Consider the following 25,824-nt stretch of genomic DNA (forward strand, 5'->3'; position numbering starts at 1 on the left):
GTGCGCAGCGCGCGCAGTGCACTTGCAGTCATCGTCTCCACCTCCCCGCTTCTGTTGCCGGTATCGCCGGCGGCTACCGGCGGCGTTCCTAGGATAGCCGCGCCCGTCCCGGCGTGGATAGGAAAAACGTCAGGAAAGTCTGCCGTTCAGCGGCCGCTCACGGTAAAGCCGGAGCGCGGCGTCGACGAGCGAGACCTTGTTCAGCCCCTCGACCTCGGCCAGCGGGATCCAGGCCGCGTGGGTGGTGCTGCCGTCCACCTCGTGCCGCAACTGCCCGCCGGTGACCGCCGCCTCGTAGACAAGGCGCAGGGACTGGAAGTCCCGTTCGCCGCCGTCGATCCGGATCTCGGCAGGCCAGTGCCCGACGTCGATCCCCAGCATGGTGCCGATCTGGGCGTCGTACCCGGTTTCCTCATGGATCTCCCGCCGGCAGCCGTCCACCGGATGTTCGGCCAGGTCGAGGCCTCCGCCGGGCAGGGTCCAGCCTTCCTTGCCGCCCTGTTTCCAGTACGCCAGCAGGATGGCGCCGTCGCGGATGATGACGGCGTAGGCGGCGGGGCGGGTGTCGAAGTTCAGGCTCATTCCTCCAGCGTAACGGCCGGGCGAATCCTGGTGGGACTGGTCCTGTTCCGACTGGTCCTGTTCGGCCTAGCCCTGCTCGGTCTGGTCCTGTTCGGCCACGAGCTGGAGCACTCCGAAGACGGGCTCCCGGTCAAGGACGCGGACGTCGCTGATCCCTGCGGCGGCAAGGGCCGAGCGGAAGGACTCCTGCAGCCGCGGCACGTTCATGCCGAGTCCGCCGCCGAGGATCACCGGGCCGTCGATGCCCAGCTGCCGCACGCACTGCTCCGCGAGTCCGGCGAGATCGCGTCCGGCCCGGTCCACGAGCGCCTGGCTGGCGGCATGGCCGCCGTCCGCCGCCTCGACCACCAGCCGGGCCCGCTGGGCCCAGTACCGGCGTCCGGTGTCCGCGGAGTGGAAGAGCGCGATCAGCGTGGTGGGGTCGTCCACACCGCAGGAGACCAGCAGCGCCGTGGTCAGTCCGTCCGGTTCCTGCCCCTGGTTCATGCGGCGCAGGCTATATCGGACCGCCTCGCGGCCCAGCCAGTACCCGCTGCCTTCGTCGCCCAGCAGATAGCCCCAGCCGCCGGCGCGTGCCTCTTCGCCGTCGCTGTTCCTGCCCCAGGCCGCCGAGCCCGTGCCGCCGATAACCGCGACGCCGGTGCTCGCCCCGCCTGCGGCCAGCAGCAGCCGTGAATCGTGGACCACGGTAATCCGGGCGCCGGGCACATGCGGGGCAATCAGGGCGGCGAGCGCCGCGGCGTCGGCGTCGGTATCGATGCCGCCGGCTCCCGCATAGACCCGGCCCACGGCTCCCCCACCGATCAAAGCAAAAAGCTCCGCGAGGTGACGGGCCGCTTCCTCCCGGCTGACGTTCTGGACGTTCGAGCTGCCCACCGATTCATCGGCCACCGCCCCGCCCTCCTCGAAACGGACGCCGCGGGTCTTCGTTCCGCCAATATCAAGGCCAATCACGGCGCCGGCCGCAAGGGAAGCACCGGCCATAGGGGAAGGAGAGGGGACGGAGTCCGCCGCCGGCGGGATGTCAGAATGAGTCACCAGACCAGCCTACTGAATCGTCTCCAGGAGTGAGCCATGCCGCACGCCCTCTTCGGTACCCGTATCATCGCCGCTCCGATGGCCGGCGGGACGTCCACGCCTGCCTTTGTCAGCGCCGTGCACTACGCCGGAGGCCTGGGCTTCCTCGCCGCCGGGTACAAGACCGTGGACGCCATGCAGGCGGAAATCCGCAGCACCCGTGACTCCGGGGCACGTTTCGGGATGAACGTCTTCGTCCCTGATGGTGCCCTGCCGGAGCCGTCCGATGCCCTGCGTGCGGAGCTGGAGGCTTACCGCTCCCGGCTACAGGCGGACGCCGAACGGTACGGGGTGCAGCTCCCGCCGCTGCGGCTCGACGACGACGATCACTGGCAGGGCAAGATCGACGCGCTGCTGGAGGATCCGGTGGAACTGGTCAGTTTCGCCTTCGGGCTGCCGGGCGCGGATGTGGTGCGCGCCCTTCGGCGGGCGGGCTCCGCGGTGCTGGCAACCGTCACTACTGAAGCCGAAGCGCTGCAGGCCGCCGAACGTGGCGTGGACGCGCTCGTGGTCCAGCATGCGAGCGCCGGTGGCCACAGCGCCGCGTTCCTTCCGGGCGCCGGCGGGCGGAGTGGCGGGCCTGGCGGGGGCCGGGCTGGCGGCCCTGGCGGGGGCCGGGCTGGCGAGCCCGGCGGGGGCCGGCCGGGTACGACGGCGGATCTGGTCACCCGGGTGCGGTCCGCCGTCGGGCTCCCGCTGGTCGCCGCCGGCGCGGTGATGGACCGCTCCGGGCTGGACGCCGTGCTGGCCGCCGGAGCCGAGGCGGCCCAGCTGGGCACCGCATTCCTTCGGACGGATGAGAGCGGAGCCCGGCAGCTGCACAAGGACGCCCTGGCCAGCCCGCACTTCACCCGGACCCGGCTCACCGCCGCTTTCACCGGCCGGCAGGCCCGGGCGCTGGTAAATGAGTTCGTCCGGGACCACCCCGACGCACCCGAGGCCTATCCGGCCGTCCACCACCTCACGGCTCCGCTGCGCGCGGCCGCGGCTGCCGCCGGGGACCCGGAGCGGCTGAACCTCTGGGCCGGCACCGGCTGGCAGGAGGCCCGCGCCGGTTCCGTGGCGGAAGTGGTGGCGGGGCTGCTCGCCGGCGGCTGAACGCCACCCGCCGCGCTGCGCCGAAATCGCCGGAGGTGTGCCGGATCGCCGGAAGGCTCCGGCGAATTCGATGGTTTCCGGCGAATTCGCCGCAGGACCCGGCTGCTCAGCTCCCCGAGCGTCCGCGCACAAAGCCGGCCAGGAGCGCCGGGCCCTCACTCAGCACCAGCTCGCGGAACAGCCTTACCGGATCCGGTTCGGCGTCCGCTCCCCCACGCCGTTCCCGCCAGGCCAGGCCGATCTCCCGGAACGCGAGCTCGGAATCCAGCGCGAGCTCCACCCAGCCGAGGCCGCCGGCCTGCGCCTCCACCTGCCGGCCGGGCGCCCCGCCGCCGGGCGGCAGGATGCTCACTCCCAGCCCCGCCGAGACGAGGCCGCGGACGGTATGGGTATCCTGGCTTTCGAAGGCGATGCGGGGGCGGAAGCCCGCCTCGCGGAACAGTGCGTCCGTCAGCGAGCGCATCCCGTAGCCGGGGCCCAGCGCCACGAAGGGGTCCTGCCGAATGTCCGCGAGCCGCGCGCGACGGCGGTTGGCCAGCCGGTGCCGGTGGTGCACCACCAGCCGCAGCGGCTCCCGGTACAGGGCTGCCGAGGCAATTGTCCGGCTCGGAACCGCGACCGGAGCCGTCAGGGCCAGGTCCGCGTCACCGGCGGCAAGCTCCGCCAGGCAGCCGTCCCTGGCGCCCTGGCTAAGGTCGAAGGCCGTCTGGAGATGCCGGCTCCGGAAGGCGCTGATCAGCAGCGGCAGCATCGCCTCTCCGAAGGTGTGCTGGAAGGACACCGCGATCCGGCCGCGCACTACCTCCGATTCGTGCCGGACGAGGTCCAACCCGGTCTGGAATTCGCCCAGCGCGGCCTCGATGTGTGGCAGTAGCGCCTTGGCGGCGGGGGTCAGACGGACCCCGCGGCCGTCGCGGATCAACAGATCGGTTCCGATGATGGAGCTGGCGCGCGCGATCGCCCGGCTGACCGTGGACTGCGGCAGGCCCAGCACTTCGGCGGTGGCGGTGACGTGCTGGGTGCGCCCGAGCTCGGCCAGCAGTGGCAGCAGCGGAAGCAGTTGCACGAGTTGTTTGTGTTCCACGTCCATGGCGCCGGCCGTCCTCTTCCGTTCCGAATTTGATATTGATTCTATGGGAATCATGCATTGGAAGCATGCCTTAGTCGAGCCTAGTCTGGGGGGATGCCACGACTCGCATTGCCCCGCCGCCCCACCGCACGCGTCCCCTCCGGGTCACCCGTCCCGTCCTCCAGCGGCGGAAGCCCGGCGGCGGACGGTGCGGCTTCCGTCTGGGCTGGACATCCGAAGGGCTCCGCGGCGTACAGGAAGGTCCTGGCGGGACTGGCCTTCGCGGGCGTCGCGACGTTCGCGCAGCTGTATTCCACCCAGGCAGTGCTTCCCATGATGGCGGCGGACCTGCAGGTCACGGCGGCGCAGGCTGCCCTGACCATCTCGCTGGCCACCGTGGGCCTCGCCGTGACAGTCCTGCCCTGGTCCTTCCTGGCCGACCGGATCGGCCGGGTCCGGGCCATGATGTGGGGTATCTCCGCCGCCACGGTCCTGGGGCTGCTGGTTCCGCTCGCCACAACCTTCCCAATGCTCCTGGGCCTGCGGATGCTGGAGGGCATGGCCCTGGGCGGCATCCCCGCCATCGCGATCGCCTACCTCAACGAGGAGGTCAACAAGGCGTACGCCGCCATGGCCGCCGGAAGCTACGTCGCTGGCACCACCCTGGGCGGACTCGCCGGCCGCATTGTGGCCGGGGCGGCCGGGGAGCTGTGGGGATGGCGGGCCGCGGCGCTGGCCGTCTCCGTCCTGGCCGCGGCGGCAACCGTGTTGTTCCTAGTCTTGGTGCCGCAGGCGCGGGGATTCACGGCCGCGGCGGCCGGCGGCTTCCGCGGCGCGCTCCGGATCCTCGCGGTCCACGGCCGGAATCCCCGGCTCCTGGCCCTCTACGTCCAGGCATTCCTGCTGATGGGCGGATTCGTGGCGGTCTACAACTACCTCGGCTTCCGTCTTACCGGGGAACCCTTCAGCCTGCCCGCCACCGTCATCAGCCTGATCTTCCTGGCCTACCTGTCCGGAACGGTTTCCTCCCGCTGGGCCGGCGGACTGACGCTGCGGTTCGGGCGGCGCAGCGTCATGATCTCCGGAACGGTGCTGATGGTGGTCGGCCTCGCGCTGACGCTCACCCAACTGCTGGCCCTCATCATGGCGGGCCTGCTGCTGTTTACCGGCGGCTTCTTCGCGGCGCACAGCGTCGGCGCCGGCTGGACCGGAGTCATTGCCACGACAGGCCGCGCCCAGGCCGCCTCGCTCTACAACCTCGCGTACTACCTCGGCTCGAGCATCATCGGCTGGGCCGGCGGGCTGGTCTTCCAGTCACTCGGCTGGACGGCCCTGGCCCTCACCGTGATCGGGCTGGCGTGCACGACGGCGGTGGTCACCGCCGTCGTGCATCCGGCGCGGCAGAAGCCGGTGACCGGGGCGCGGGCACCGCGACGCTGAAGCGACCGCAGGGCTAGCGGGTCGACTCGATCGCCTGCACGAGGTCGGCCACCACATCGGAGGGGTCCTCGAGGCCCACCGAGACGCGCAGCAGGCTGGCGTGTGGCTTGGCATCGGCGGCCACCGGACGGTGCGTGAGGCCCGCGGGATGCTGGATCAGGGTGTCGATGCCGCCGAGCGAGACCGCGTGCGTGATCATGCGGACCGCCGAGGGGATCCGTTCGGCGTGGTCGGCGCCGGCCACCTCAAAGGCCATCAGGGAACCGGGGCCGGCCATCTGCGTCCCGATCAGGCCCTGCGGATCGCATTCCGGCAGACCCGGGTAGAAGACACGCCGGACCAGGCCGTGGCCGGCGAGGGCGACGGCTACCTTCTGCGCGCTGGCCTGCTGGGCCCGGACACGGACAGGGAGCGTGGCCAGGCCGCGGTGCAGCAGGTAGGCCGGCCAGGGCGTCAGGATGCCGCCGGTGACGGCGCGGATCTGGCGCAGCCGGGTGGTCCACTCGGCTGCCGCGGCGACGACGCCGCCCATGGCGTCGCCGTGCCCGCCAAGGAATTTCGTGGCACTGTGCAGCACCATTGCGGCGCCGTGCTTGAAGGGCTGCTGGAGGACGGGGCTGGCGAAGGTGTTGTCGACCAGGAGCGGGACACCGTCCGCGGCAGCGGCCACCCGGGCAATGTCGACGAGTTCCAGGCTGGGGTTCGCCGGCGTCTCCAGGATGACCAGCCCGGTGTCTGGCCGGAGGGCGGCATGGACACCCTCCGGGGTGGTGAACGTGACCTCGTTGCCGAGCACTCCCGAGGCGAGGAGGTAGTCGCTCCCGCCGTACAGCGGACGGACCGCGACCACGTGCTTCTTTCCGGTGGCCACAACGGCGAGGAGCACCGCGCTCAGCGCCGCCATGCCGGTGGCAAAGGCGACGGCCTCCGGGGTGTCCTCCAGGACGGCGACGCCCTCCTCGAAGCGGGCGACGGTGGGGTTCCAGAGCCGCTGGTAGACCGTGCTCTGGCCCGCCACATGGGTTCCGCCGGTGGCCATGTGCTCATAGGCGAGGCCGCCGTCGTGCACCGAGGGAAGCGGCGCCGTGGTGGAGAGATCGATGGGCACCGCGTGCACGCCCAGTTCAGTGAGGCCGTTCCGGCCGGCGTGGACGGCCAGCGAGTCTTGAGAAAGCACCTTGCTCCTTATGAATATTCACCGTTGAATGTGGCAAGTATCTGGCAATAATTCGGAGTTTTATAGGGCCTGCGAATGGAAATGCCGGAATCCGGCGTTTATGATGAACGGACAACACGTCAAGGAGGATCCGTGAATAGCAGTGCGAAGAATATTCGGCCGGGAGCGGGTGCCGGCGAGCCGCTGGACGCTATCGACGAGCGCCTGCTCGCGGCCCTCGTCGCGGACGCCCGCATCTCCAACAAGCAGCTGGCGGAACTCGTCGGCATCGCCCCGTCCACTGCGCTGATGCGCACCCGCGCCCTGTCCGAGCGCGGCATCATCCAGGGGTTCGAAGCCAAGCTCAGCCTGTCCGCCATCGGCCGCTCGGTCCAGGCACTGATCGCCGTCCGGCTGCGGGCCCACGACCGCGAACAGATCGACCGATTCACCTCGAGGGTCCCCAAGCTGCCGGCCGTACTCTCGACCTTCCATACCTCGGGCTCGGTGGACTACCTGTTGCACATCGCGGTGGCCACCACCGAGGACCTGCGCGACTGGGTGCTGGACAACCTGGCCACCGATCCCGTAGTGGGCCACACCGAGACCACACTCGTGTTCGACCACATCCAGGGCAACCAGGGTCCGCTGCCGGACTAGGGCGCGCCCTGGCGCAGAGCCGTACGAAGGGTGATGACCGCGAGGGTCGCCGCCGCGATCGAGCAGAGTACAACGAAACCGGCCACGGCTGACTGCAGGCCCACCACTCCCGCGGCGAGCCCCAGCCCGATGACGGGGATCGCGCTGCCCAGGTAGGTAATGACGTAGACGGTGCTGACGATCTGGGCATGGCGCGAGGCCTCGACTTTTCCGGCCACATCGTTGAAAACGGTCCGGAAGGACACGCCCTGGCCGACGCCGGCGGTGATGCTCGCCAGGATCAGCAGCCACGGGCTGCTCCAGGCGGCCGCAGCCGCGATCAGCAGCACGGATACCGCCAGCATGCCCAGCCCTGCCGGCACCACAAAGCGTCCCCGCACGGCCAGCAGCTGGCTCAGGGCCGAGGACCCGAGCGTCAGTCCGGCCAACAGACCGATCAGCGGCCGGGAATCGGCGTGGACGATCCCCGCAAAGTAGCCGGGCGCGAGCGAGAGGCAGAAGCCGAAGACGGTGAAGCTGAGGAACCCCACCGCGGAGGCCAGCCAGAAGGCCCCGCGGGCCTCGCTGGACACCGACGGCCGGCGGGGAGCCAGCACCCGCAGCGGCTGGGGCCCCGCGATGGAGTTGATGGCGGGCCGCGCCTTGAGCAGGTACAGCGGGACCAGCATTGCGGCCAGGACCAGGGAATGCAGGACGTACGGCGTGGACGTGGGCCCGGGAAGGAGCGAAAGCACTCCCCCAATGGCCGGCCCGGCAGCCACTCCGCCGGCGGAAGCCAGGAGCGTGAACCGCGAGGCCCATTCCGGACGGCTGGGGAGCAGCTCACGGAGCGCCGCGGAGCTGGCTCCGGTGGCGAGTGCCACCGCGATGCCCTGCAGCGCCCGGCCGGCGCAGAGCGCCATGAGACTGTCGGCGGTGGCGAAGACGGAGCCGCCGGCCAGGCCCACCAGGACCGCCAGGACCAGGGCGGCCCGGCGGCCAATGTGGTCCGACCAGTGCCCGGCGAGGATCAGCGTCGCCACGAGCGCCAGGACGTAGGCGGAGAAGGCCACCGTGACGTCCAGGGCGGTAATGCCGAGCTTCGCCTGCAGCAAAGGATAGAGCGGGGTCGCCAGATTGGCACCCACCAGGAGTGTGAAAATCACGACGCCGGCCATGACCAGCCGCGCGGTGGTGGAAGCATCCCAGGCCCAGCGGTTTGCCGTGGCCGGGCGCATCCGGAGTTCGCTAAAGACAGTCAAGCCCGAGCCCTTTGCATGGAAGTGGGCCGGGCGCATTCCCCGTGGTGGGGAACCGCCGGCGCGGTGACGAGTGATCCCTAAAGTTTGACGCCTTCATGACCTATTGGGCTAAGCGCTGTGCCAAAATTGACTAAAATAGTCAATTGCAGGCCGCCTGAGTGAACGGAAGTGATGATTTGAACAGTCTGGACCCCACCGACCTGAAAATCCTGCTGGAACTGATCCGGGATCCGCGAATCCAGATCGGCGAACTCAGTGAATCCCTGGGAATCGCACGGAACACCGCACAGTCCCGCGTGCGGCGGATGCAGCGCTCCGGTTTGTTGCACGACGGCGGCCGCGAGATCGATCTCGAGGCGGTGGGCTACGACGTCGTCGCCTTCGTCACTATCGAGGTGAACCACCGCGAACTCGACGGCGTGGTCGGCGCCCTGCGCCTGATCGCGCAGGTGCTTGAGGTCCACGAGATCTCCGGACGCGGCGACGTCTGGTGCCGGGTCGTGGCCACCGACACGCACCATCTCCAGGCCGCCCTGCGGGCTATCCTGCGGATCAAAGGCGTCATCAGGACGGAGACTGTCCTGGCCCTCCACACACACATCCAATACCGCACCGAGCCGCTGATCAGCAGGCTCGCCCAGGGAAGTCCGCCGGCTCCCGGCCGCTCGAAGTGATTCCCCGCGGCCTGCGGCGCGGCGCGTTCGGCATCCCCTGCCGCCGAACCGCCCGGGGAGACGGGATAATTGCCCCGTGACTATCATCGATAACGCTGTCTACGTTGACGGCGTCCGCAGCGCCGAGCCGCAAAGCCTCGAGCAGACCTTCGAGACCCTGGCAGAGCACGGCGGTATGGCCTGGATCGGCCTCTACCGGCCGACGGAGGCCGAAATGGCAGCCGTCGCCGCGGAATTCGGACTGCACGGACTGGCTGTGGAGGACGCGATCTCGGCCCACCAGCGCCCCAAGCTCGAGCGCTACGATGACAACCTCTTCACCGTGCTGCGCCCGGCCAGGTATCTGGATGAATCCGAGACGGTGGAATTCGGCGAGCTGCACGTCTTCACCGGCAAGAACTTCGTGGTGACGGTCCGGCACGCCGAGACCGGCGGCGTCGCGCAGGTGCGCCGGAGGCTGGAACAGCGCCCGGAACTCCTGGCCCACGGCCCCGAGGCGGTACTGTATGCGCTGATGGACCAGGTCGTGGATGATTACGTTCCGGTGGTCGCCGGACTGGAAAACGACATCGATGAAATCGAGGACCAGCTCTTCAGCGGAGACACGACCGTCTCCCGACGGATCTACGAACTCGCCCGGGAAGTCATCCAGTTCCAGCGCGCCATCCACCCGCTGCCCGCCATGATGCAGCTGCTGCGGCGCGGCTTCGAAAAATACGGGGTGACGAGCGAACTGCAGCACAACCTCCGCGATGTGGAGGACCACGTGGAGCGGCTGATCTCCCGGGCCGATTCCTTCCGGGACTTGCTGCAGAACGCCCTCACCCTCGACGGCACTCTGACCGCCACCCGGCAGAATGAGGCCAGCGCGGAACAGAACGAGCAGGTCAAGAAGATCTCGTCCTGGGCCGCCATCTTTTTCGCCCCGTCCTTTGTGGCGGGCGTCTACGGCATGAACTTTGACCGGATGCCGGAGCTGCAGTGGTCCTTCGGCTATCCCATGGCGATCGGGTTGATGGCGGCCACGGCGGCGCTAATGTACGTCATCTTCAAGAAAAAGAACTGGCTCTAACCCCGGCAGGCAACGGTCAGGCCGGCCTTCCTGCCCCCGTTGCGACCGGTTTCCAGGGCCTCGCAGCTAACGGCGGAGCCTGGCCTGCGCCACAAGCCGAAGGAAGGCCAGGACAAAGACGGCCTCGATCAGAACCATCAGCGCGAGCATCAGCCACTCGCCCTGGCTGATGAAGACGGCGGTCCCGCAGGTCACGAGGATGGTTCCGAGCGTGAGGGCGTAGACGGCGAACCCAATGGCCACCTTCGCGCTGCGGACCCCCGTGCGGAAGCCAAATCCCACGGGTTCACCACCCGGGTATCCCTCGACGTGGTCCGGGCCCGCCGGCTTGAGTTTGTCGAACTCATCCCACGGGTCGCGGTCCTGATCCTGCTCTGTCATAGTCCCATTATCCCGCGGAACTGCCGGCGTGGGCTGATCAGCCTCAGGCGACGCGGACATCGATTTCGCCCGGTTCCGCGCCGTCGGCGCCGAACACCAGGTGGCGGGTGGCGATCTTCTCGCTGAAGAAGCGGTCGTGGCTGACCACCACCACGGCGCCCGGGAAGTGCATCAGCGCTCGTTCCATGACCTGGGTGCTGGACATGTCCAGGTGGTTGGTCGGCTCGTCCAACAGCAGCACCGATGCGCCGGACAGCAAACACTGCGCCATGGCGACTCGCGCTTTCTGCCCGCCGGAGAGGTTCCCGATCTTCTGCTTGAGATCGGCCTCCGAGAACTGGAACATCGCGAGGAACCTGTTCACGGACTTCTTCGTGGCGCTGAAGGCCAGGCTGTCCGGCAGCGCGTTGACCGCGTGGGACACGGTGTCGGCGTCGTCGAGGTCCTCGAGTATCTGGTTGTAGGAGACAAAGCCGGGACCCTTGGCCCAGTTCACCTCGCCGGAGTCGGCCTGCTCTTCGCCGGTCAGCACCTTCAGGAGCGTTGATTTACCGCTTCCGTTGGAGCCGAGGACCACGATCCGGTTGCCCCGGCGGATCTCGAAGCTCAGATCGTCAAACAGCATCTTTTCGCCGAAAGACTTGCCCAGTCCCTCCACGCGGCACAGTACGTCCTTCACGTGCAGGCCGCCGTAGATCTCCGTCACGATCTGGTCCACGGGCCGGGGTGTGCGGGATTTCTTGATTTTGGCCAGCTGGTTTCCCAGCCCGCGGCCGGCGGCCTTCGCAGCCTCGCGGCGGTCGGCGATCCCCTCGGCCTCAAACGCCAACAACTCGGATTCGTGCACAAACTGCTGCTCAAGGGTCTTGAGGCGGAACTGTTTCTGCACGACATAGTCGCCGAAGTTGCCCGGGTACTCGTGCAGGTGGAAGTTTTCGACTTCGATGATCCGGGTGACGACGGCGTCCAGGAACTTCCGGTCGTGCGAGACGATGATCGCGGCGCCCTTGAAGTCCCGGAACCAGCCTTCGAGCCACTCGACGCCGGCCACATCCAGGAAGTTGGTGGGCTCGTCGAGCAGCAGCACGTCCGGGCCCTCCAACAGGATCTTGGCCAGCGCCGCGCGGTTGCGCCAGCCGCCGGACAACTCATCGATGGAGCAGCTGCGGTGGGCCTCGTCGAAGCCGAGGGTGGTGAGCACCGTGTCGATGCGACGCGGGTAGTCCCAGCCGTCGAGGCGGTCCATATCCTCAAACAGCCCGGCCTGGCGCTGGATCAGCCGGTCGAGGTCTGCACCGGAGGGGTCCGCCGCGATGGCCGCGTCAATGGTCGCCAGTTCGGCTTCGATGGCCTTGATCTCGGCGAACAGGGCATCAAGCAGCTCCCGGATCGTGGCGTCGCCGTTGAGTTCGGAGAACTGGGAGAAATAGCCCACCCTGGTGCCCAGCTCCAGGGTCACGGTGCCGGTATCCGGTGCCACCTGGTCGAGGACCAGCTTGAGGATGGTCGTTTTCCCCGAGCCGTTCTTGCCGATCAGGCCCACTCGGTCCCCTGCTTCGAGGCGGAAGAACGCCTCGCGGAGGATCTGGGTGTTGTCGAAGCGGACACTGACGTCCTGCAGCCGGATCAGGCTCATGGGTGTTTTCTCTCTCAAAGTGGGCTTGGTAAGACTTTTGTGTGCGCAGCGGCGCGTGGCACTAACGGGGAACGAGCCGCCACAGGGATGTGACCTCGGCCGTGCGGGCCTCGAACAGCGGATCGCTGCGGTCGGATGCCTTCGGGTGGGTTGGCTTGGTGTCAAACCGTTCCAGCACCGTCAACCCGGCCGACTCGATGGCGTCCAGCAGCTCCTCACGCGACCGCAGACCCAGGTGCTCGGCAAGATCCGAGAGGATGAGCCACCCCTCACCGTCCGGCTCCAGATGGTCGGAGAGCTCGTTCAGGAATCGGAACAGCATCCGGCTGCCGGGGTCATAGACGGCATTGTCCAGGGAGGAATGCGGCGTGGCCGGAATCCACGGCGGGTTGCACACGATGAGCGGTGCGCGGCCGGGCGGGAACATGTCGCCCAGGACAGCCTCCGCACGGTCCTCGACGCCTAGATTCCGGAAATTCTCGCCGGCGCAGGCAATCGCGCGGGGTTCATTGTCCGTCGCCACCACGCGGCGGACGCCGCGGCGGGCGAGAACGGCAGCGAGCACGCCGGTGCCGGTGCCGACGTCGAACGCCAGTATGTCCGAGGGCAGCGCGGCGGCGGCCACAAGGTCCACGTATTCGCTTCGGGTAGGGAAGAACGTGCCGTAATGCGGATGGATGCGGCCCTGCAGCGCCTCGACGTAGACGCCGTTCCGTCGCCACTCGTGGGCACCGATGGCACCGACGAGCTCATGCAGGGACACGACCGAAGGTTCGCCGATGTTCCCGTAGGCCTCCTCGGCGGCCGCCTGGATATCCGGTGAGCGCCGCAGCGGCACCACCGGGCCCGGATCAAGCGGAATCAGCAGCAGGCCGAGGATGCGCGCGCGGTGTGAGCGGGACTGGCGGTGCCGGTAGAACCCATCGGCCGGGGTGTCAGCGGTCTTGGTCCTGCCGGTGCCAACGCGCCGATCCATGGCGTTGAGGATCTGCCGCGCATTGTGGAAATCACCCTGCCAGAGCATTGCGATGCCCTGGGATGCCATCCGGTTCGCCTCGTCGGCCGTGAGGGAATCGGTGACCACCTGGACGCGTGCAGGCGCGGGCCTTCCGTTCGCCGACCGCCATCGGGCCGTCCTGCTGTGGCCGGCCTCGGCCCAGGTCACGACGGCGGGTTCATCCGACCTGGCTGCCTGCGGGGGCGCGGGGGCCGGCGTCGGGATTGCCAGGGGGTCCGGCACGGCGGTAGCGATATGTGTTCCGTTCCCAGAGTCCGAGGGGCGGATCGGAGACTGAAGTTTGCGGCGGGATTCCGCGACGCACTGGGATACGGTCCAGGGTTCCGGACAGCCGTCCGGCCCCGAACCGAGCTTGCCAGAATGGCCGATACAGCCATTCGACGTACCCTCTCAGGATACAGCCGGGCGGTGGCCGCAATCTGCCGTCCGGCCAGGGCAACTAGTTTCGGGGCCGGACACGCCTGTCATTGCGGGATGCGGCTGCGCACGATCTCGCTGACGGCCTTGCCGTCGAAGCGTCCGGCGACCTTCGCCGTCACAGGCTTCATGACGGCGCCCAGCTGCCGGATGGTCAGCTCGGCCCCGTCTGCTGTCAGGGCCGCGACGACCTCGTCGACGATGGCTTCCACCTCGGCCGCGGTCAATGCCGTCGGCAGGTAGGCCTCGATGATCTCGGCTTCGGCGATTTCCGCTGCCGCCCGGTCGGATTCCCCGGCCTCGGTATAGATGCGGGCGGTATCGCGGCGCTTGGCGGCTTCCTTCTGGAGCAGGGAGGTCACCTGCGCGTCGTCGAGCACGATCGGCGTCTTGCCCGACTTCTCGCGGGTTTCGATTTCGCCCAGGACGTTGCGCACCGTCGTGAGTGCAAGCTTGTTGCGGTCCTTCATGTGGCTGACGACATCAGCGTGCAGGCGTTCTTTCAGTGTGGTCATGATTCTCCTCGTCTCACTGGACAGGATATCGGCATACGCGGCCGGGGTAGTCCGTGCGGGCTGGTGGTGCGGCATGGTCTCGCTGGAGCAGGCGTCAGTATGGCTGTCCGCTCAATATATAAATTTATCTTCCTAATGAGATAGCGAATTAGTATTTGAAGTTTCTAATTCCTGCTGAAAAGGTTGTGGAAGCCGGACCGTCTGGTACGAAAACGCTCCGGTCCGAAAACTGTCATGAGAGGAAGTGTCCTGATGTTCGTCGAATCCACGCTGGACAACAGCGTTCTGACAATCGTCCTCAACGACCCGGCACGCCGAAACGCCATCGGCGATCGTATGCGCGGTGAACTCGTCACGGCCTTTGATCGTGCCAAGACGGATAGCTCCGTGCGCGCACTAGTGCTTCGGGGCGCGAAGGGCAACTTCTGCTCCGGGGGCGACCTGACGGCCATGCCTCCGGAGAACCTGGCCGTGGCCCGGCAGCGCCTGGCTCAAGTAGCCAGCTTGATCAGGCAACTCTGCGGCTTCACCAAGCCGACTCTTGCCGTTGTCGAGGGCGCCGCTGCAGGCCTGGGGGCCAGTCTCGCCGTCGCCTGCGACTACGTGTACATGGCGGACGACGCCCGAGTCATGTTTCCTTTCACCAGGCTAGGGCTCCTGCCTGACGGAGGACTTCTGCACAGCCTGGGAGCGCGCATAGGCGTCCCCAGGGCAAGGCAGCTGCTGCTCGAGGGCCAAACCGTCGGCGCGGAAGAGTGCCTCCGCCTCGGGCTGGCTGACTACTGCTTTCCACCGGATCAACTCGCAGAGGAAGCCGCGGTCAAGGCTGGCAGTCTGGCCATCCTGGCGCCCCTCTCCGTTGCGGGCATCAAAAGGGCCCTGGCCGAAGGACTGCCGTCCCTGGAAGACGCTTTTGCCTCCGAGAACAGCGACCAGCCCGCGTGCTATTTTTCCGGCGATTTCGCCGACGGCAAGCGCGCTTTTGCCCAGCGTGGACTCCCCGTCTTCACGGGATCATAGACACTACGAATCGAGTTGAAGAGTGCCAATGCTTTTGCAGAACATGACCAGCGTGGTCACTGGGGGCGCGCGGGGAATCGGTCTCGCCACAGCTCGCGCACTCGCGGCACAGGGCAGCAACATCGTTCTTGCCGACATGGATGCCGCGGCACTGGACCGAGCAGCTGAGACCTTGGGAGAAGGGGTTGTCAAAGTCGTCTGCGACGTGACCTCTGCCGAGGACATGAGCGCCTTGGCGGCCGCCGCCGTCAGCTACTTCGGGTCCCTGGACGTCATGGTCAACAATGCCGGTTTCACCCGTGATGCCACGATGCGCAAGATGACTGAACCCGATTTCGACGCAGTTGTCTCCGTACATTTGAAGGGCGCGTGGCTGGGTACCCGGGCCGCCGCCGACGTCATGCGCCGGCTGGGGACGGCAGGCTCGATCATCAATGTGTCCTCCATCTCGGGCAAGGTCGGGATGCCGGGACAGACCAACTACAGCGCTGCAAAGGCCGGAATCGTAGGTCTGACAAAAGCTGCCGCCAAGGAACTCGGTTTCGCCGGCATCCGGGTCAACGCCATCCAGCCCGGCATCATTCGGACCGATATGGTCGAATCCCTTGGCCGGGATGTACTCGAAAGGAAACTCGCCGAGATCCCACTGACACGGTTCGGCGAACCTGAGGAAGTTGCCAGCGTGGTGCTGTTCCTTGCCAGCGGGATGTCCAGCTACATGACCGGAACGGTTCTCGAGATTGCCGGCGGCCGGCATGTCTAGGTCGGGGGCGGCCGAAGCGGCACCGTCCAACGCTATTGCCGCGGAAACCCGTGGAGTCAAGGAGCGGTTCGAATGCCTCATGCCGCTCCGATGGTCCGATCAGGATACTAACGGGCACGTAAACAACGCCCGCATCGTCACGCTGATGGAAGAGGCAAGGATTCTTTGGCTCAACCAGAGGGCAGCGACTGAAGGGCTGGAATCGTTCCGGTACCCCAAGGTGGTTGCCTCCCTGAACGTTGAGTACCTCAGACCTGTCCGCTATGGGGCTGAGCTACTGATGCTGCTCAACATCTCCAGGATTGGTAGCGGATCCTTCACCGTCCGCTATTCGGCCATCCAGGAATCCTCGCCCGTCTTTAGGGGCAGCACCGTATTGGTCCCCCTTGAACCCACAACGAACCGCCCCAGAAAACTAACCGCTGCCGAAACCGAATATCTCTCGCGGTATACCGAAACGGAGACACCATGACCGAATCAACCGACTTCTTCCTGCTGGAACAATCCCTAACCGGGGAGCAACGGGCCATCGCCGGCCGGGTGCGCGCCTTCGCCAACGAAGAGGTCCTGCCCATCATCAATGACTACTGGGACCGGGCAGCGTTCCCATTCGAACTGGTGCCAAAAATCGCCACACTGGGAATCATCGGCACCACCATCGAAGGGTACGGGTGCCCCGGCATGGACCGTCTCTCCTCGGCACTTGTGTCTCTGGAGATGTCCCGCGTTGACGGCAGCATCAACACTTTCCTCAGTGTCCAATCCGGCCTCACCATGGGATCCATCGCGCTGCTGGGCGATGAGGACCAAAAAAGCCGCTGGTTGCCCGCTATGGCCGCCTTAGACAAGATCGGCGCCTTTGCCCTGACGGAACCGGACCATGGCTCGGACTCCGTGGCATTGGAGACGACCGCGCGTCGCGAAGGTGACCATTGGGTACTAAACGGCAAAAAGCGATGGATCGGCAACGCGAGCTTCGCCGACGTCGTCATCATCTGGGCCCGCGACGAATCGGACGGCAAGGTCAAGGCCTTCGTGCTGGAAAAGAACCCCGACGGCATCTACCCCGCGGGCTACTCCACAGAAGTCATCACGGGCAAGATCGGCAAGCGGGCCATCCTGCAACCGGACATCAAGATTACCAATCTGCGGATTCCGGCCGGCAACATGCTGGCGGCGTCTACAGGATTCAAGGATGTGGGCCGCGTACTGATGGCCACCAGGGGCAACGCCTCCTGGGAGGCCCTCGGCCACGCCATGGCAGCGTATGAGGCGGCCGTCGCCTACGCCAAAGACCGCGTCCAGTTCGGCAAGTCCATTGCCAGCTTCCAACTCGTCCAGAACAAGCTCGCCAACATGTTGGCCGAACTGACAGCCATGCAGCTGATCTGCTTCCGGATCACCGCCTTGCAGGATCAGGGAAACCTGACCGGTCCGATGTCCTCGTTGGCCAAGATGCACACCGCGAAGAAAGCGCGCTGGATCTGCACCGAAGCCCGCGACCTCCTGGGCGGCAACGGATTGCTTCTGGATTACCACGTTGCCCGCCATATGACCGATATGGAGGTGGTTCACACCTATGAGGGGACCGACTCCATCCAATCGCTCATCGTAGGGCGCGAAATAACCGGAATTTCCGCATTCAGCGGATCGTAGCCGCTGACATCAAGGGGGCTGCGCCTAACCGGCGAAGCCCCCTTGATGTCCGTGGCTGAAGAAACCCTGGCGGCTCTTTCGGCCACGCTCGTTCTCGGCAACTTTGTCCCGAAGAATGTGCGGCGGTGGGAAACCGCGCCGAAGGTTGGCTCGCGGTGCCCGGCAAGTCCCAGGCGCACGTCCAATCCGGACGGTTTGAACGGCACGGCAGGAGACCTTCTCCCACGGCGGCCGCGCCGGGCCCGTCTCCAAGGAACGCTTCAGTCACGTTCTCCGTGATCAGTGGCCGGTTAGACGCCGGCCGCCGTCGACCAACAGCTCGGTGCCGGTGATGTAGGCTCCAAAGTCGCTAAGCAGAAAGGCGCAGGCGTCGGCAACTTCCTCTGTCCTGGCGAGCCTTCCCAGCGGAATATTCGCCAGATGCTTGTCCATCTCCGCTTCCGTTCCGTACAGGATCCCGGCGCCGCCGGTCTTCTCCGTCAGCCCGGGCGTGAGCACGTTGAGGCGGACTCCGTGGGGTGCCCATGCCGCGGCAAGCGACTTCGTCATGGCCAGCACTCCCGCCTTCGCGCTGGCTGAGTGGACAGTGTCAGGATTTCCCGTCAGGGCAGCGGAAGTGCCGATGTTCACTACTGACAACGGCACCGAGGAAATGATGGCCCGCCGGCCCACAGACTGTGTGAGGTTCCACGTGCCCTTGAGCACGATGTCAACGACCGCGTTCCAGCCATTCGGCGTCAGGTCCAGCGGGTTGACGCGGAAATTTCCTGCTGCGTTGTTCACGAGCAGCCCTATCGGACCGAAGTCCTCCTCGATGGCCTCGAGGGCGTCGTGCACCGCCGCTTCGTCACGGACATCCGCCCGGTAACCCCTGACTTCGAATCCTTTCGCCGTCAGGGAGGCGGCGGTGGTGTCGAGTTTGCTCTCATCGCGTCCGATGACGGCCGTCTTGGCGCCAAGGGATGCCAGGCGTTCGGCAATGGCCAAGCCGATGCCGGAGGTGCCTCCCGTGACAAGCGCGGTTCGGCCGCTGAAAATCTGGGTGCTAAACATCTGCCTCTTTCCCTTCCCTCACCGGAGGTAGACCCGGCCGGGATCGATTTCGTCACGCAGCAGCCGGAGTTCCTCTCCGGTGGGCGGACGCGTCACCGTAAGGCCGTCCAGAACCTTGACCGGCCATCCGGTCTGATCGCGGATCTGCTCCACCGTCACGCCTTCGTGGATACTGGCCAGGCACAATTCACCCGCCGCATCCGATTTGAAGACACCGAGTTCGCTGATGACGGTGGTGACACCGGCGCCCCGCGTCGGCACTTTGGGGTCGACCCGCCGCGCTGCCGCCGGCGACGGGCTGGTGCAGAAGTCGAGCTCCCGGACAAAGGAAGTTCTGTTGTGCCGGCGCATGACAACGAATACTTCCTGGGAGTTCGCCATCACCTCGGCGGCGCCCCCGGAACCGGGAAGGCGGACCGTAGGGGAGTCCCACGGGCCGATGACGCTGGTGTTCAGGCTGCCGAACCTGTCGATCTGCGCCGCCCCGAGAAATCCCACGTCAATCCAGCCGCCCTGCAGCACATACCCGAACAGCACAGGCATAGTCAGTATGGTTTCGGCTCCCGTTGCCAGTGAGGCATCGGCGATGGTTTCCGGAAGTTTCGGCGGGTGCGCACCGCAGACACCTGACTCATAGATCTGTTCGATGTCCGGGGATGTTGACTTCTGCGCTAGCGCGACGGCGAGGGTCGGCAGGCCGATCCCGGCAAAGACGCGCCTTTTCCCCAACAGGTACCGGCAGCTGACAACCGCTAAGAGCTCACTGACGGTGTGGTGCGGAGTTGCTGCCGGCACGGCGGTGACGGCCTCGGCGACGCTGGTCATAGGACGCTCCCATAGTTGACGGGGGTGGACAGGCGAGGGACCGGCGTCAGCCGGTCAAAGAATCCGTCGCCGAGCTTAGCGAGGTAACCGGCGTGGTCCACCGTGTCGTAGACCCATTCCCGGATCCAGCGTTCTAGGCGGTCCGGGTCTTTGCTGATGGCTGACCATCCGCGGTAGAAGTCGTTGTCCCGGTCGTAGTGGCCTTGCGCGAAGGAGGGATGCGCCCCATATTTGCACTCGACGACGGCATCAACGACGAACCCGGGGATGAGCGTCCTGTTGGGATCGGAGCGTATAACGTCGTCGTCGACAATCTCCTCCACCAGCACGATGGTGCGCTGGGACGCGAACGCAGCCTCCTGTTGCGGCCCAAGGATCCCCCAGCTCTGGATGTTTCCGTGCCGGTCCGCCCGCTGAGCGTGGAGGATGGCCACATCGGGGTTCAGGGCGGGCACCGCATATGTCTCGACGTCGTCCTCGAAAGGGGACGCTACTTTGCGCAGCTGGGGATTTATTTTGACCAGGTCGCTGCCGGCATAGGACCTGATGGGCATGAACGGGATCCCGGCGGCACCCGCCTGATACCGCGCCAAGAGGCCGTAGTGGCTGTATTCCTCAAGTTCGAGCTCTCCGGTACCGCCAGCCTCAACCGCCCGCCGCACCGCATACAGGGAACCCACCGAGCTGTTGCCGGTGAACGCAAAGAGCATTCTGTTCACGCAGCCGGCTGCCACTAGCTGGTCGGCAATGATGTCCGGAGTCATCCGCACCAGCGTCAGCCCCTTCACGCCCTGCCGGATGATTTCGTGGCCTGCAGCGAAGGGGATGAGGTGCGTAAATCCCTCCAGGGCGACGACATCGTTGTCGGAAACGAAGGTGCTTATTGCATCTTTTAGGGAAAACAACTTTTCGGCCAAGGGGAACTGCCTTCCGGATCTTTCGGCGGGTCCCCCTCATGCTTGCACCCGAGATATATAACGGTCCAATACATAAATCAGACTTCTGTGATAAGAATCAAGTCTGAATCAAAGGGGAAAACAGTGGAACTCAGACATTTGGCGGGCTTCATCGCGACCGCGGAGGAGTTGCATTTCGGCCGGGCCGCCGCCCGGCTACACCTGGCGCAACCCGCCCTGAGCCAGCAGATCCGGCTTCTGGAGAAAGAACTCGGGGTCCAGCTGTTCCACCGGAACACGCGGTCCGTGACCCTCAGCGATGCTGGCAAAGCACTGCTCGGCCCCGCCAAGCAGGTCATGGCCGACGTCGACATCGCCCGCCGGTCAGCGATTCTGGGGAACTCGGAGATCGTCGGAAGGGTGATCGTTGGCTTCGCGGGGGCAAGTAGCAGAAACGTCCTGCCTGTGCTGGCCCGTGCCGTCCGTGCAGAACAGCCCGGCATCGAACTGGTGCTCCAGGGGCAGACATACGCCGGCACAGCGATAGCCGAGGTGGCGGCCGGCGACCTGGACATTGGCTTCTCACGCCTTCCGGTCAACAACCAGAGCATCGCCACCCGCGTCTACGGCTACGAACGGATGGTGGCCGCCCTGCCGTCGGACCACCCGCTTGCCAGCCGAAAAACGATCCGGGTGTCGGACCTGGCGAGCGAGCCGTTTGTAACTTTTCCGGGCACCCAGGGCTCCACGGTGCGGGATGCATTAATCCATGTGGCCATGGGGGCAGGCTTCACTCCGCGGATCATGCAGGAGGCGCCGGACTCGTACACCATCCTTGGGCTGGTGGCCGCCGGCGTCGGCGTGACCATCACCGTATCGTCCGTACAACACATCAACACTCCGGGCCTCGTGTACCGGGACCTGGAGGATGATCTTCCGGAGCTTGCCGCAGTACTGGCATGGCGGAAGGACAACGCTTCCAAGGCCACCAGCGCCGTGCTGGAAATCGCCGAGCGGGTACTTCCGACACCGCCGCACCCAAGCTCAACGACCACCCGTGCGCCGCAAGAAACGGCAAACTCATAGGTATTTCCTCCGACTGTAGGTCAGATTAGATATTGGACGCTATGAGTCTGGAGTGTCAGGGTTGGGGATGAAATTCACCGTGTGCTGCATCACAGGGTGCCACAGCCAGACAATGGAGTTGTTGTGAGCGGATTACAGAAGACGGAATCGGGCGCAGCCCAACTCCGACAGAAGATGGCCCGGAAGGCCGGCCTGGCATCCTTCGCCGGAACCACCGTCGAATGGTATGACTTTTACGCCTACGGGACAGCGTCCGCTCTTGTCTTCGGCAAGATCTTCTTCCCTGCCCAAGATCAGGCGGTGGGCACCCTGGCCGCCTTCGCGACGTTCTGGGTCGGCTTCCTCGCCAGACCGCTCGGCGGCATCATCTTCGGTCACATCGGCGACAAGCTGGGCCGCAAAAAGGCCTTGGTAACCACCTTGCTGATGATGGGAATCTGCACCACAGCCGTTGGCCTCCTCCCCACCTACGCCCAGATCGGCAGCTGGGCGGCGGTCCTTCTGGTGGCACTGCGGCTCATTCAGGGCGTTGCCATGGGCGGCGAGTGGGGAGGCGCCGTCGTCCTTGCAGCAGAGCACGCACCTAAGGGCAAGGGCATCCTCTACGGCGCCTTCGCCCAGCAGGGCTCCCCCATGGGCAACCTGCTTTCAACGCTTGTGTGGCTCATGGTGGCCCAGCTCCCCGACGAGGACTTCACCACCTGGGGTTGGCGGGTCCCGTTCCTCCTGTCAGCGGTGCTGGTAGGAATCGGGCTCTTTGTCCGCTTGAGCATCGAAGAATCTCCGGCCATGCGGGCCCTCATGGAGACCAAGACCGTGGCCAAGGCACCCCTGCGCGAAGTACTCCGGAAGTCCAAGGGCATCGTGGCCCTGGGCATCGGAGCGTGCGTAATTGCCGTCTCGGCAACGTACTTCAAAGGCACTTTTGCGCTCGCTTGGGCGGTCGATGAGGGGCTGTTCACCAGGACAAGCTTCTTATCCATAGTGACCATTTCCTTGGTGGTGCAGTTCATCGTGCAGCCATTCGGCGCCCTCATCGCCTCCAAGCTGACCCTACGGACGGCAGTGCTCCTGATGCTGGTCCCCGAGCTCCTGGTCCTTCCGATGATGTTCATGATGATCGGGACGGGGGACTACATGTTGGCGGTCGTTGGCATGGCACTAGCCACCATCCCGCACTCCATGTACTACGCCGCACTGGCAGGGATCCTGGCTAAGTCGTTCCCGCCCAACATCCGCTACACCGGCATATCTCTCAGCTACCAGCTCAGCTCAACCGTTTTTGCGGGGACAGCACCCATGATGGGCCAGTTCCTGCTCAATGCGACAGGATCCATCCTGGCCGTCATCGTTCTGGCCCTGGTGCATGTGGTGATCACGATCGCCTCAGTTCTGGGCCTGTTGTCACGCTCGCGAAACCTTGGCGCGGACTACGGGAGCGCCGACAGCTTCGGAACGGAAATCGAGACGGCTCCCGCTGCCGGAGCCGAGGCCCATCGCAGCCCCAGTCTGCAGCGCTAATACCCGCCGAAGCACTGAAAGCGCAACACCGCCAGGTCGAGCGAAGCACCGGCTCTCAGGAGACTCTCCAGGAGCGGCAACATTCCAACCCCAGCCGAGGGATCTTGACGGAAGCGTGTGCTTTCCGTGTGGCTGATCCGCAAACGGCCAAACAAAAAGCCCTCCAACCCAACGTTTCCGCAGGTCAGAAGGCCTTCTCTGTGGAGCTAAGGAGATTCGAACTCCTGACCTCTTCGATGCGAACGAAGCGCTCTACCAACTGAGCTATAGCCCCGAAGCAACGCCGGTCCCGGAGGAACGGCGTTGCCGGTGTCCCTAGGCTACAAACTATCGGCGTTCTTTGCCAGCCAGCGCGCGAATGTCTCCGTGCCGTGTCGTTCCTCCGGGATCAGGTTCAGGCCCGCCCGCAGGTACTTGCCCATCGCGCCCGGCAGCGGCAGCCGGACCAGCCGTCCGCGGGAGCCGGTCGCCTGCTTCCATTCCCGGGCCAGTTCCTCCATCCCGGCGATCTCCGGCCCGCCGATGGTGAGGACCCGGTGCCGGCGGCCGGAAGGCCCGTCCAGCGCGGCAGCGAGCAGCGCCGCCGCTGCGTCGGAGGGGGCGATCGGCTGGAACCGGGCACCGTTGACCACCGGGATGATCCGAAGCTTCGAGCCTGCGGCAAATATCGATGCCAGCAGCGAATGGAACTGCGTTGACCGGAGCACAGTGGTCTCGAGCCCGCACCGTTCGTAGACGTGTTCTTTGGCGGCCTTGGATTTGTAGAAGCCGAAGCTGTTCTGGTCGCAGTTGATGATGGACAACATCGCGGCCCTGGCCACGCCCGCGTCCTGGGCGGCGGCGAGGAGCCGCGCGCCGCCGTCGGCGAAGTTCTTCAGGGCCTTGCCGGAGCGCCCCTCCAGGCAATCGATCACGACGCCGGCCCCGGCCAGTGCCGCCGCCAGCCCCTCCCCCGTCGTCACATCAGCCTGGAAGTACTCCGCGCCCCCTGCCCGCCCGGGTGCCCCGGCCGGCGGCGTGTTCCGGCTGACGACGGCGACCGCGTGCCCGGCGGCAAGAGCCTGCCGGACCACCTCACGGCCAACTTGGCCGGTTCCCCCGGCAACGCAGATTCGTGTCATGCCCCGAGGCTACCGCCATGCAACCGCTTGCGGCAGTCCTCGGACCGCACGAAAAAGCCCCGGGCTGCCTTCGCTGGCTGCCCGGGGCTTTGAAGAAGTGGTTCAGGCGCGGCGGCGCTGCAGGACGTCGTCCAGGTTGCTGAGCGCACTCTGGGCCTTCCCGAGAGGCTTCGCCTCGGCGTCAGCACCCAGCGGCGCGGCCGATGCCGCCTGGGTGGCACTGCCCTGCTTGAGCGAGGGCTTGCCGACAGCTTTCGGGGCTTCCGGCAGATCGAGCGGCTCGGGTGCGGCACGCTCCGCCTTCGGCGCTTCAACGTAGGTGGGCTTCGGAACTTTCACCGGTTCCCAGCTGGATCCTTCGGTGGCCGGCGGGGCGGGGGCCGCGGCGACGCGGACGGACGTGTCACCCGAGGCCACCGCTTCCGCCAGGGCCGCCTGACGCAGATCCTGGGCAGTGAGGGGCTTCGGCGCGGGTTTGCGGGCGGCAGGCTCGGCCTGGGCGTCGAAGAGCGTAGTTTCGGTCCGCCTGGCGGACCCGGTGTCCCCTGATGGCTGCCGGGCGTCGCCACGCTCCGCAGCGGGCTGCGCCGGCCGGGCCGGTGCACTCATCGCCGCACGGAAAGCAGCGTTCACTTTGCGGCGGCGGTCCCGGACGGCCAGCCGTCGAAGCATCACGACGGCGGCGACGGCGGCCAGCAGGGCCACAACAGGCAGCAAGGCAGGGCCGATACCGAAGATCCGAAGTGCCGCCGAGACCACCCCGGTGAGCAGCAACAGCAGGCCGGCCACGGCGAGGCCGAGCCGGCCATAGCGGATCTTGAAGGCCGGACCGGGTCCGGCAGGCTTCCGGGCGCCGTCGAGGTCGGCGGTGCTCGTGGCGTATTCCGTGCGCTGCGTACTGGTCATGGGTTTCTCCTGCTGGGCCGTCATTTTCATGACATTCCCGGCTTGGGGTTCTGGCATTTCAAGATCGATGACGTCCGTTAGGAGCTCGCCCGCAGGCTGCAGCTGGTGGCGTCCGTTCCGGAGCATGTAGGGGCCAACCCACACAATCCAGAGCGCAACAGCAATGACCAGGATCACAGAGCTGCTAAGAGGGAAGTCCACACTCAAAACCGTATGAGCAACACACGGAACGGCGCCGCATTGTCCCCGGTGTGTCGCGGGACAACTGGCAATTCACTGGATTTATGAGGCCAGGGCGGCTCGGGAGCGGGCCGCGCACTCACACCGGGCGGCCCTGGAGCCACCTGTTCAGCAGACCCTCGGGGACTTCCTCGGAGGTCAGCGCGAAGCTGCGGTGGTCCGCCCACTCCCCGTTGATGTGCAGGAAGCGCGGCCGCGAGCCCTCGTCGCGGAAGCCGAGCTTCTCGACCACCCGCAGGCTGGGTCCGTTTTCGGGCCGGATGTTGATCTCCATCCGGTGCAGCCCCAGGGTGGTGAAGCAGTAATCCGTCACCATTGCCACCGAGGTCGGGGCAATGCCGCGCCCCGCCCGGTCCTTATCTACCCAGTAGCCAAGCGTTGCCATCATTGCGGAGCCCCATACGATCGAGGACACCGTCAGCTGGCCCACCAGCACGGGTTCCTGGAACCCCGGCGTCCTGGCCGTGATGACAAACGGCAGGGCGGTGGCCTGGGCGGCCTGGGCCTTGAGGGACCTCACCATCTGCCGGTAATCCGGCAGCCCGCCACCGGGAGCGGGGTTCGACGCTTCCCAGGGCGCCAGCCAATCGCTGTTGCGGGAGCGGACTTCGGTCCATTCCTTGCGGTCGCGGTAGCGGATCGGGCGCAGCACGAGGTCGCCGCTTTCCAGCGTGACCGGCCAGTTGAAGCCCGCCACGGGA

General features: G+C 66.2%; 26 protein-coding genes and 1 tRNA gene. 11 read left to right on the top strand and 16 right to left on the bottom strand.

Annotation, left to right across the window (positions count from 1 at the left end):
• Nucleotides 1-129: 129 nt before the first annotated feature.
• Nucleotides 130-582, bottom strand: coding sequence for an NUDIX hydrolase (locus ACZYZE_RS03195; protein WP_463906202.1), 453 nt, complete (start codon nucleotides 580-582; stop codon nucleotides 130-132).
• Nucleotides 583-648: 66 nt separating this feature from the next.
• Nucleotides 649-1,566: an N-acetylglucosamine kinase gene (locus ACZYZE_RS03200; protein WP_463906693.1), complete on the bottom strand. Its 918-nt coding sequence runs from the start codon at nucleotides 1,564-1,566 to the stop codon at nucleotides 649-651.
• A 90-nt stretch (nucleotides 1,567-1,656) separates the two neighbouring features.
• Between ACZYZE_RS03200 and ACZYZE_RS03205 the strand changes: the two genes are divergently transcribed.
• Nucleotides 1,657-2,757, top strand: a complete 1,101-nt coding sequence (locus tag ACZYZE_RS03205; protein ID WP_463906204.1) for a nitronate monooxygenase — start codon at nucleotides 1,657-1,659, stop codon at nucleotides 2,755-2,757.
• A gap of 106 nt (nucleotides 2,758-2,863) precedes the next feature.
• Here the strand turns inward: ACZYZE_RS03205 and ACZYZE_RS03210 are convergent, their stop codons facing one another.
• Nucleotides 2,864-3,847 (bottom strand): LysR family transcriptional regulator, encoded by a 984-nt coding sequence (locus ACZYZE_RS03210; protein ID WP_463906205.1) that lies wholly within the window; start codon nucleotides 3,845-3,847, stop codon nucleotides 2,864-2,866.
• A gap of 93 nt (nucleotides 3,848-3,940) precedes the next feature.
• On the opposite strand from ACZYZE_RS03210, the gene ACZYZE_RS03215 reads away from it, so the two are divergent.
• Complete coding sequence (locus ACZYZE_RS03215) at nucleotides 3,941-5,266, top strand: MFS transporter (protein WP_463906206.1); 1,326 nt, start codon at nucleotides 3,941-3,943, stop codon at nucleotides 5,264-5,266.
• Nucleotides 5,267-5,279: 13 nt separating this feature from the next.
• On the opposite strand, the gene ACZYZE_RS03220 is transcribed toward ACZYZE_RS03215, so the two are convergent.
• A complete protein-coding gene (locus tag ACZYZE_RS03220) occupies nucleotides 5,280-6,443 on the bottom strand; it encodes a trans-sulfuration enzyme family protein (RefSeq protein WP_459316972.1) in 1,164 nt (387 codons plus the stop codon).
• A 132-nt stretch (nucleotides 6,444-6,575) separates the two neighbouring features.
• Here ACZYZE_RS03220 and ACZYZE_RS03225 point away from each other — a divergent pair, with 132 nt between their 5' ends.
• Nucleotides 6,576-7,082: an Lrp/AsnC family transcriptional regulator gene (locus ACZYZE_RS03225; protein WP_459316973.1), complete on the top strand. Its 507-nt coding sequence runs from the start codon at nucleotides 6,576-6,578 to the stop codon at nucleotides 7,080-7,082.
• On the opposite strand, the gene ACZYZE_RS03230 is transcribed toward ACZYZE_RS03225, so the two are convergent.
• The gene (locus tag ACZYZE_RS03230) at nucleotides 7,079-8,323 is read right to left on the bottom strand and encodes an MFS transporter (protein WP_463906208.1); all 1,245 of its coding nucleotides are present in this window, start codon (nucleotides 8,321-8,323) and stop codon (nucleotides 7,079-7,081) included. The two genes, ACZYZE_RS03225 and ACZYZE_RS03230, sit on opposite strands and share 4 nt — an antisense overlap.
• Nucleotides 8,324-8,499: 176 nt before the next feature.
• Between ACZYZE_RS03230 and ACZYZE_RS03235 the strand changes: the two genes are divergently transcribed.
• Together ACZYZE_RS03235 and corA are read left to right on the top strand one after the other, a co-directional pair.
• Complete coding sequence (locus ACZYZE_RS03235) at nucleotides 8,500-8,997, top strand: Lrp/AsnC family transcriptional regulator (protein ID WP_463906210.1); 498 nt, start codon at nucleotides 8,500-8,502, stop codon at nucleotides 8,995-8,997.
• 76 nt (nucleotides 8,998-9,073) lie between these two features.
• Nucleotides 9,074-10,069, top strand: coding sequence for a magnesium/cobalt transporter CorA (gene corA, locus ACZYZE_RS03240; RefSeq protein ID WP_463906212.1), 996 nt, complete (start codon nucleotides 9,074-9,076; stop codon nucleotides 10,067-10,069).
• A 66-nt stretch (nucleotides 10,070-10,135) separates the two neighbouring features.
• Here the strand turns inward: corA and ACZYZE_RS03245 are convergent, their stop codons facing one another.
• From ACZYZE_RS03245 to ACZYZE_RS03260, 4 genes are all read right to left on the bottom strand, one after another.
• The gene (locus ACZYZE_RS03245; RefSeq protein WP_463906214.1) at nucleotides 10,136-10,450 is read right to left on the bottom strand and encodes a hypothetical protein; all 315 of its coding nucleotides are present in this window, start codon (nucleotides 10,448-10,450) and stop codon (nucleotides 10,136-10,138) included.
• 43 nt (nucleotides 10,451-10,493) lie between these two features.
• Nucleotides 10,494-12,086: an ABC-F family ATP-binding cassette domain-containing protein gene (locus tag ACZYZE_RS03250; protein WP_463906216.1), complete on the bottom strand. Its 1,593-nt coding sequence runs from the start codon at nucleotides 12,084-12,086 to the stop codon at nucleotides 10,494-10,496.
• A gap of 61 nt (nucleotides 12,087-12,147) precedes the next feature.
• Nucleotides 12,148-13,251 carry a methyltransferase gene (locus ACZYZE_RS03255; RefSeq protein ID WP_459317086.1) on the bottom strand — a complete coding sequence of 368 codons (1,104 nt, stop codon included), beginning with the start codon at nucleotides 13,249-13,251 and terminating at the stop codon, nucleotides 12,148-12,150.
• 317 nt (nucleotides 13,252-13,568) lie between these two features.
• Entirely contained in the window at nucleotides 13,569-14,036 is a 468-nt protein-coding gene (locus ACZYZE_RS03260; protein WP_463906217.1) for a GatB/YqeY domain-containing protein, read from the bottom strand.
• 252 nt (nucleotides 14,037-14,288) lie between these two features.
• Between ACZYZE_RS03260 and ACZYZE_RS03265 the strand changes: the two genes are divergently transcribed.
• The 4 genes from ACZYZE_RS03265 to ACZYZE_RS03280 are packed head-to-tail and all read left to right on the top strand — an operon-like array spanning nucleotide 14,289 to nucleotide 17,475.
• Nucleotides 14,289-15,056 (top strand): enoyl-CoA hydratase/isomerase family protein, encoded by a 768-nt coding sequence (locus ACZYZE_RS03265; RefSeq protein ID WP_463906219.1) that lies wholly within the window; start codon nucleotides 14,289-14,291, stop codon nucleotides 15,054-15,056.
• Between the two features lie 28 nt (nucleotides 15,057-15,084).
• A complete protein-coding gene (gene fabG / locus ACZYZE_RS03270; RefSeq protein ID WP_463906220.1) occupies nucleotides 15,085-15,819 on the top strand; it encodes a 3-oxoacyl-ACP reductase FabG in 735 nt (244 codons plus the stop codon).
• Complete coding sequence (locus tag ACZYZE_RS03275; RefSeq protein WP_463906221.1) at nucleotides 15,812-16,291, top strand: acyl-CoA thioesterase; 480 nt, start codon at nucleotides 15,812-15,814, stop codon at nucleotides 16,289-16,291. Before fabG ends, ACZYZE_RS03275 begins: the two co-directional genes overlap by 8 nt.
• Nucleotides 16,288-17,475, top strand: a complete 1,188-nt coding sequence (locus tag ACZYZE_RS03280) for an acyl-CoA dehydrogenase family protein (protein ID WP_463906222.1) — start codon at nucleotides 16,288-16,290, stop codon at nucleotides 17,473-17,475. The genes ACZYZE_RS03275 and ACZYZE_RS03280 overlap by 4 nt, the downstream gene beginning before the upstream one ends.
• Before the next feature lie 279 nt (nucleotides 17,476-17,754).
• On the opposite strand, the gene ACZYZE_RS03285 is transcribed toward ACZYZE_RS03280, so the two are convergent.
• The 3 genes from ACZYZE_RS03285 to ACZYZE_RS03295 are packed head-to-tail and all read right to left on the bottom strand — an operon-like array spanning nucleotide 17,755 to nucleotide 20,270.
• Nucleotides 17,755-18,528, bottom strand: a complete 774-nt coding sequence (locus ACZYZE_RS03285; protein ID WP_463906223.1) for an SDR family oxidoreductase — start codon at nucleotides 18,526-18,528, stop codon at nucleotides 17,755-17,757.
• Nucleotides 18,529-18,546: 18 nt separating this feature from the next.
• Complete coding sequence (locus ACZYZE_RS03290; RefSeq protein WP_459316985.1) at nucleotides 18,547-19,353, bottom strand: CoA-transferase subunit beta; 807 nt, start codon at nucleotides 19,351-19,353, stop codon at nucleotides 18,547-18,549.
• The gene (locus tag ACZYZE_RS03295) at nucleotides 19,350-20,270 is read right to left on the bottom strand and encodes a CoA transferase subunit A (protein ID WP_459316986.1); all 921 of its coding nucleotides are present in this window, start codon (nucleotides 20,268-20,270) and stop codon (nucleotides 19,350-19,352) included. The genes ACZYZE_RS03290 and ACZYZE_RS03295 overlap by 4 nt, the downstream gene beginning before the upstream one ends.
• A gap of 123 nt (nucleotides 20,271-20,393) precedes the next feature.
• On the opposite strand from ACZYZE_RS03295, the gene ACZYZE_RS03300 reads away from it, so the two are divergent.
• Together ACZYZE_RS03300 and ACZYZE_RS03305 are read left to right on the top strand one after the other, a co-directional pair.
• On the top strand, nucleotides 20,394-21,335 hold the full coding sequence (locus tag ACZYZE_RS03300) for a LysR family transcriptional regulator (RefSeq protein WP_459316987.1): 942 nt from the start codon (nucleotides 20,394-20,396) through the stop codon (nucleotides 21,333-21,335).
• Between the two features lie 123 nt (nucleotides 21,336-21,458).
• Entirely contained in the window at nucleotides 21,459-22,856 is a 1,398-nt protein-coding gene (locus ACZYZE_RS03305) for an MFS transporter (RefSeq protein ID WP_463906224.1), read from the top strand.
• Nucleotides 22,857-23,057: 201 nt separating this feature from the next.
• On the opposite strand, the gene ACZYZE_RS03310 is transcribed toward ACZYZE_RS03305, so the two are convergent.
• The 4 genes from ACZYZE_RS03310 to ACZYZE_RS03325 form a co-directional block, all read right to left on the bottom strand.
• A tRNA-Ala gene (locus ACZYZE_RS03310) sits at nucleotides 23,058-23,130 on the bottom strand.
• Nucleotides 23,131-23,176: 46 nt separating this feature from the next.
• On the bottom strand, nucleotides 23,177-23,977 hold the full coding sequence (locus ACZYZE_RS03315) for an SDR family oxidoreductase (protein WP_459317034.1): 801 nt from the start codon (nucleotides 23,975-23,977) through the stop codon (nucleotides 23,177-23,179).
• 102 nt (nucleotides 23,978-24,079) lie between these two features.
• Nucleotides 24,080-25,084 carry a hypothetical protein gene (locus ACZYZE_RS03320; protein ID WP_459317035.1) on the bottom strand — a complete coding sequence of 335 codons (1,005 nt, stop codon included), beginning with the start codon at nucleotides 25,082-25,084 and terminating at the stop codon, nucleotides 24,080-24,082.
• Nucleotides 25,085-25,202: 118 nt separating this feature from the next.
• The gene (locus ACZYZE_RS03325) at nucleotides 25,203-25,820 is read right to left on the bottom strand and encodes a GNAT family N-acetyltransferase (protein ID WP_463906226.1); all 618 of its coding nucleotides are present in this window, start codon (nucleotides 25,818-25,820) and stop codon (nucleotides 25,203-25,205) included.
• Nucleotides 25,821-25,824 lie beyond the last annotated feature (4 nt).

Source organism: Pseudarthrobacter woesei, assembly GCF_055412745.1.

Coding starts and splice junctions, on each gene's coding strand:
- ACZYZE_RS03195 (WP_463906202.1), bottom strand. CDS start 582: ATGAGCCTGAACTTCGACACCCGCCCCGCCGCCTACGCCGTCATCATC.
- ACZYZE_RS03200 (WP_463906693.1), bottom strand. CDS start 1,566: ATGGCCGGTGCTTCCCTTGCGGCCGGCGCCGTGATTGGCCTTGATATT.
- ACZYZE_RS03205 (WP_463906204.1), top strand. CDS start 1,657: ATGCCGCACGCCCTCTTCGGTACCCGTATCATCGCCGCTCCGATGGCC.
- ACZYZE_RS03210 (WP_463906205.1), bottom strand. CDS start 3,847: ATGGACGTGGAACACAAACAACTCGTGCAACTGCTTCCGCTGCTGCCA.
- ACZYZE_RS03215 (WP_463906206.1), top strand. CDS start 3,941: ATGCCACGACTCGCATTGCCCCGCCGCCCCACCGCACGCGTCCCCTCC.
- ACZYZE_RS03245 (WP_463906214.1), bottom strand. CDS start 10,450: ATGACAGAGCAGGATCAGGACCGCGACCCGTGGGATGAGTTCGACAAA.
- ACZYZE_RS03250 (WP_463906216.1), bottom strand. CDS start 12,086: ATGAGCCTGATCCGGCTGCAGGACGTCAGTGTCCGCTTCGACAACACC.
- ACZYZE_RS03260 (WP_463906217.1), bottom strand. CDS start 14,036: ATGACCACACTGAAAGAACGCCTGCACGCTGATGTCGTCAGCCACATG.
- ACZYZE_RS03265 (WP_463906219.1), top strand. CDS start 14,289: ATGTTCGTCGAATCCACGCTGGACAACAGCGTTCTGACAATCGTCCTC.
- fabG (WP_463906220.1), top strand. CDS start 15,085: ATGCTTTTGCAGAACATGACCAGCGTGGTCACTGGGGGCGCGCGGGGA.
- ACZYZE_RS03275 (WP_463906221.1), top strand. CDS start 15,812: ATGTCTAGGTCGGGGGCGGCCGAAGCGGCACCGTCCAACGCTATTGCC.
- ACZYZE_RS03280 (WP_463906222.1), top strand. CDS start 16,288: ATGACCGAATCAACCGACTTCTTCCTGCTGGAACAATCCCTAACCGGG.
- ACZYZE_RS03285 (WP_463906223.1), bottom strand. CDS start 18,528: ATGTTTAGCACCCAGATTTTCAGCGGCCGAACCGCGCTTGTCACGGGA.
- ACZYZE_RS03290 (WP_459316985.1), bottom strand. CDS start 19,353: ATGACCAGCGTCGCCGAGGCCGTCACCGCCGTGCCGGCAGCAACTCCG.
- ACZYZE_RS03315 (WP_459317034.1), bottom strand. CDS start 23,977: ATGACACGAATCTGCGTTGCCGGGGGAACCGGCCAAGTTGGCCGTGAG.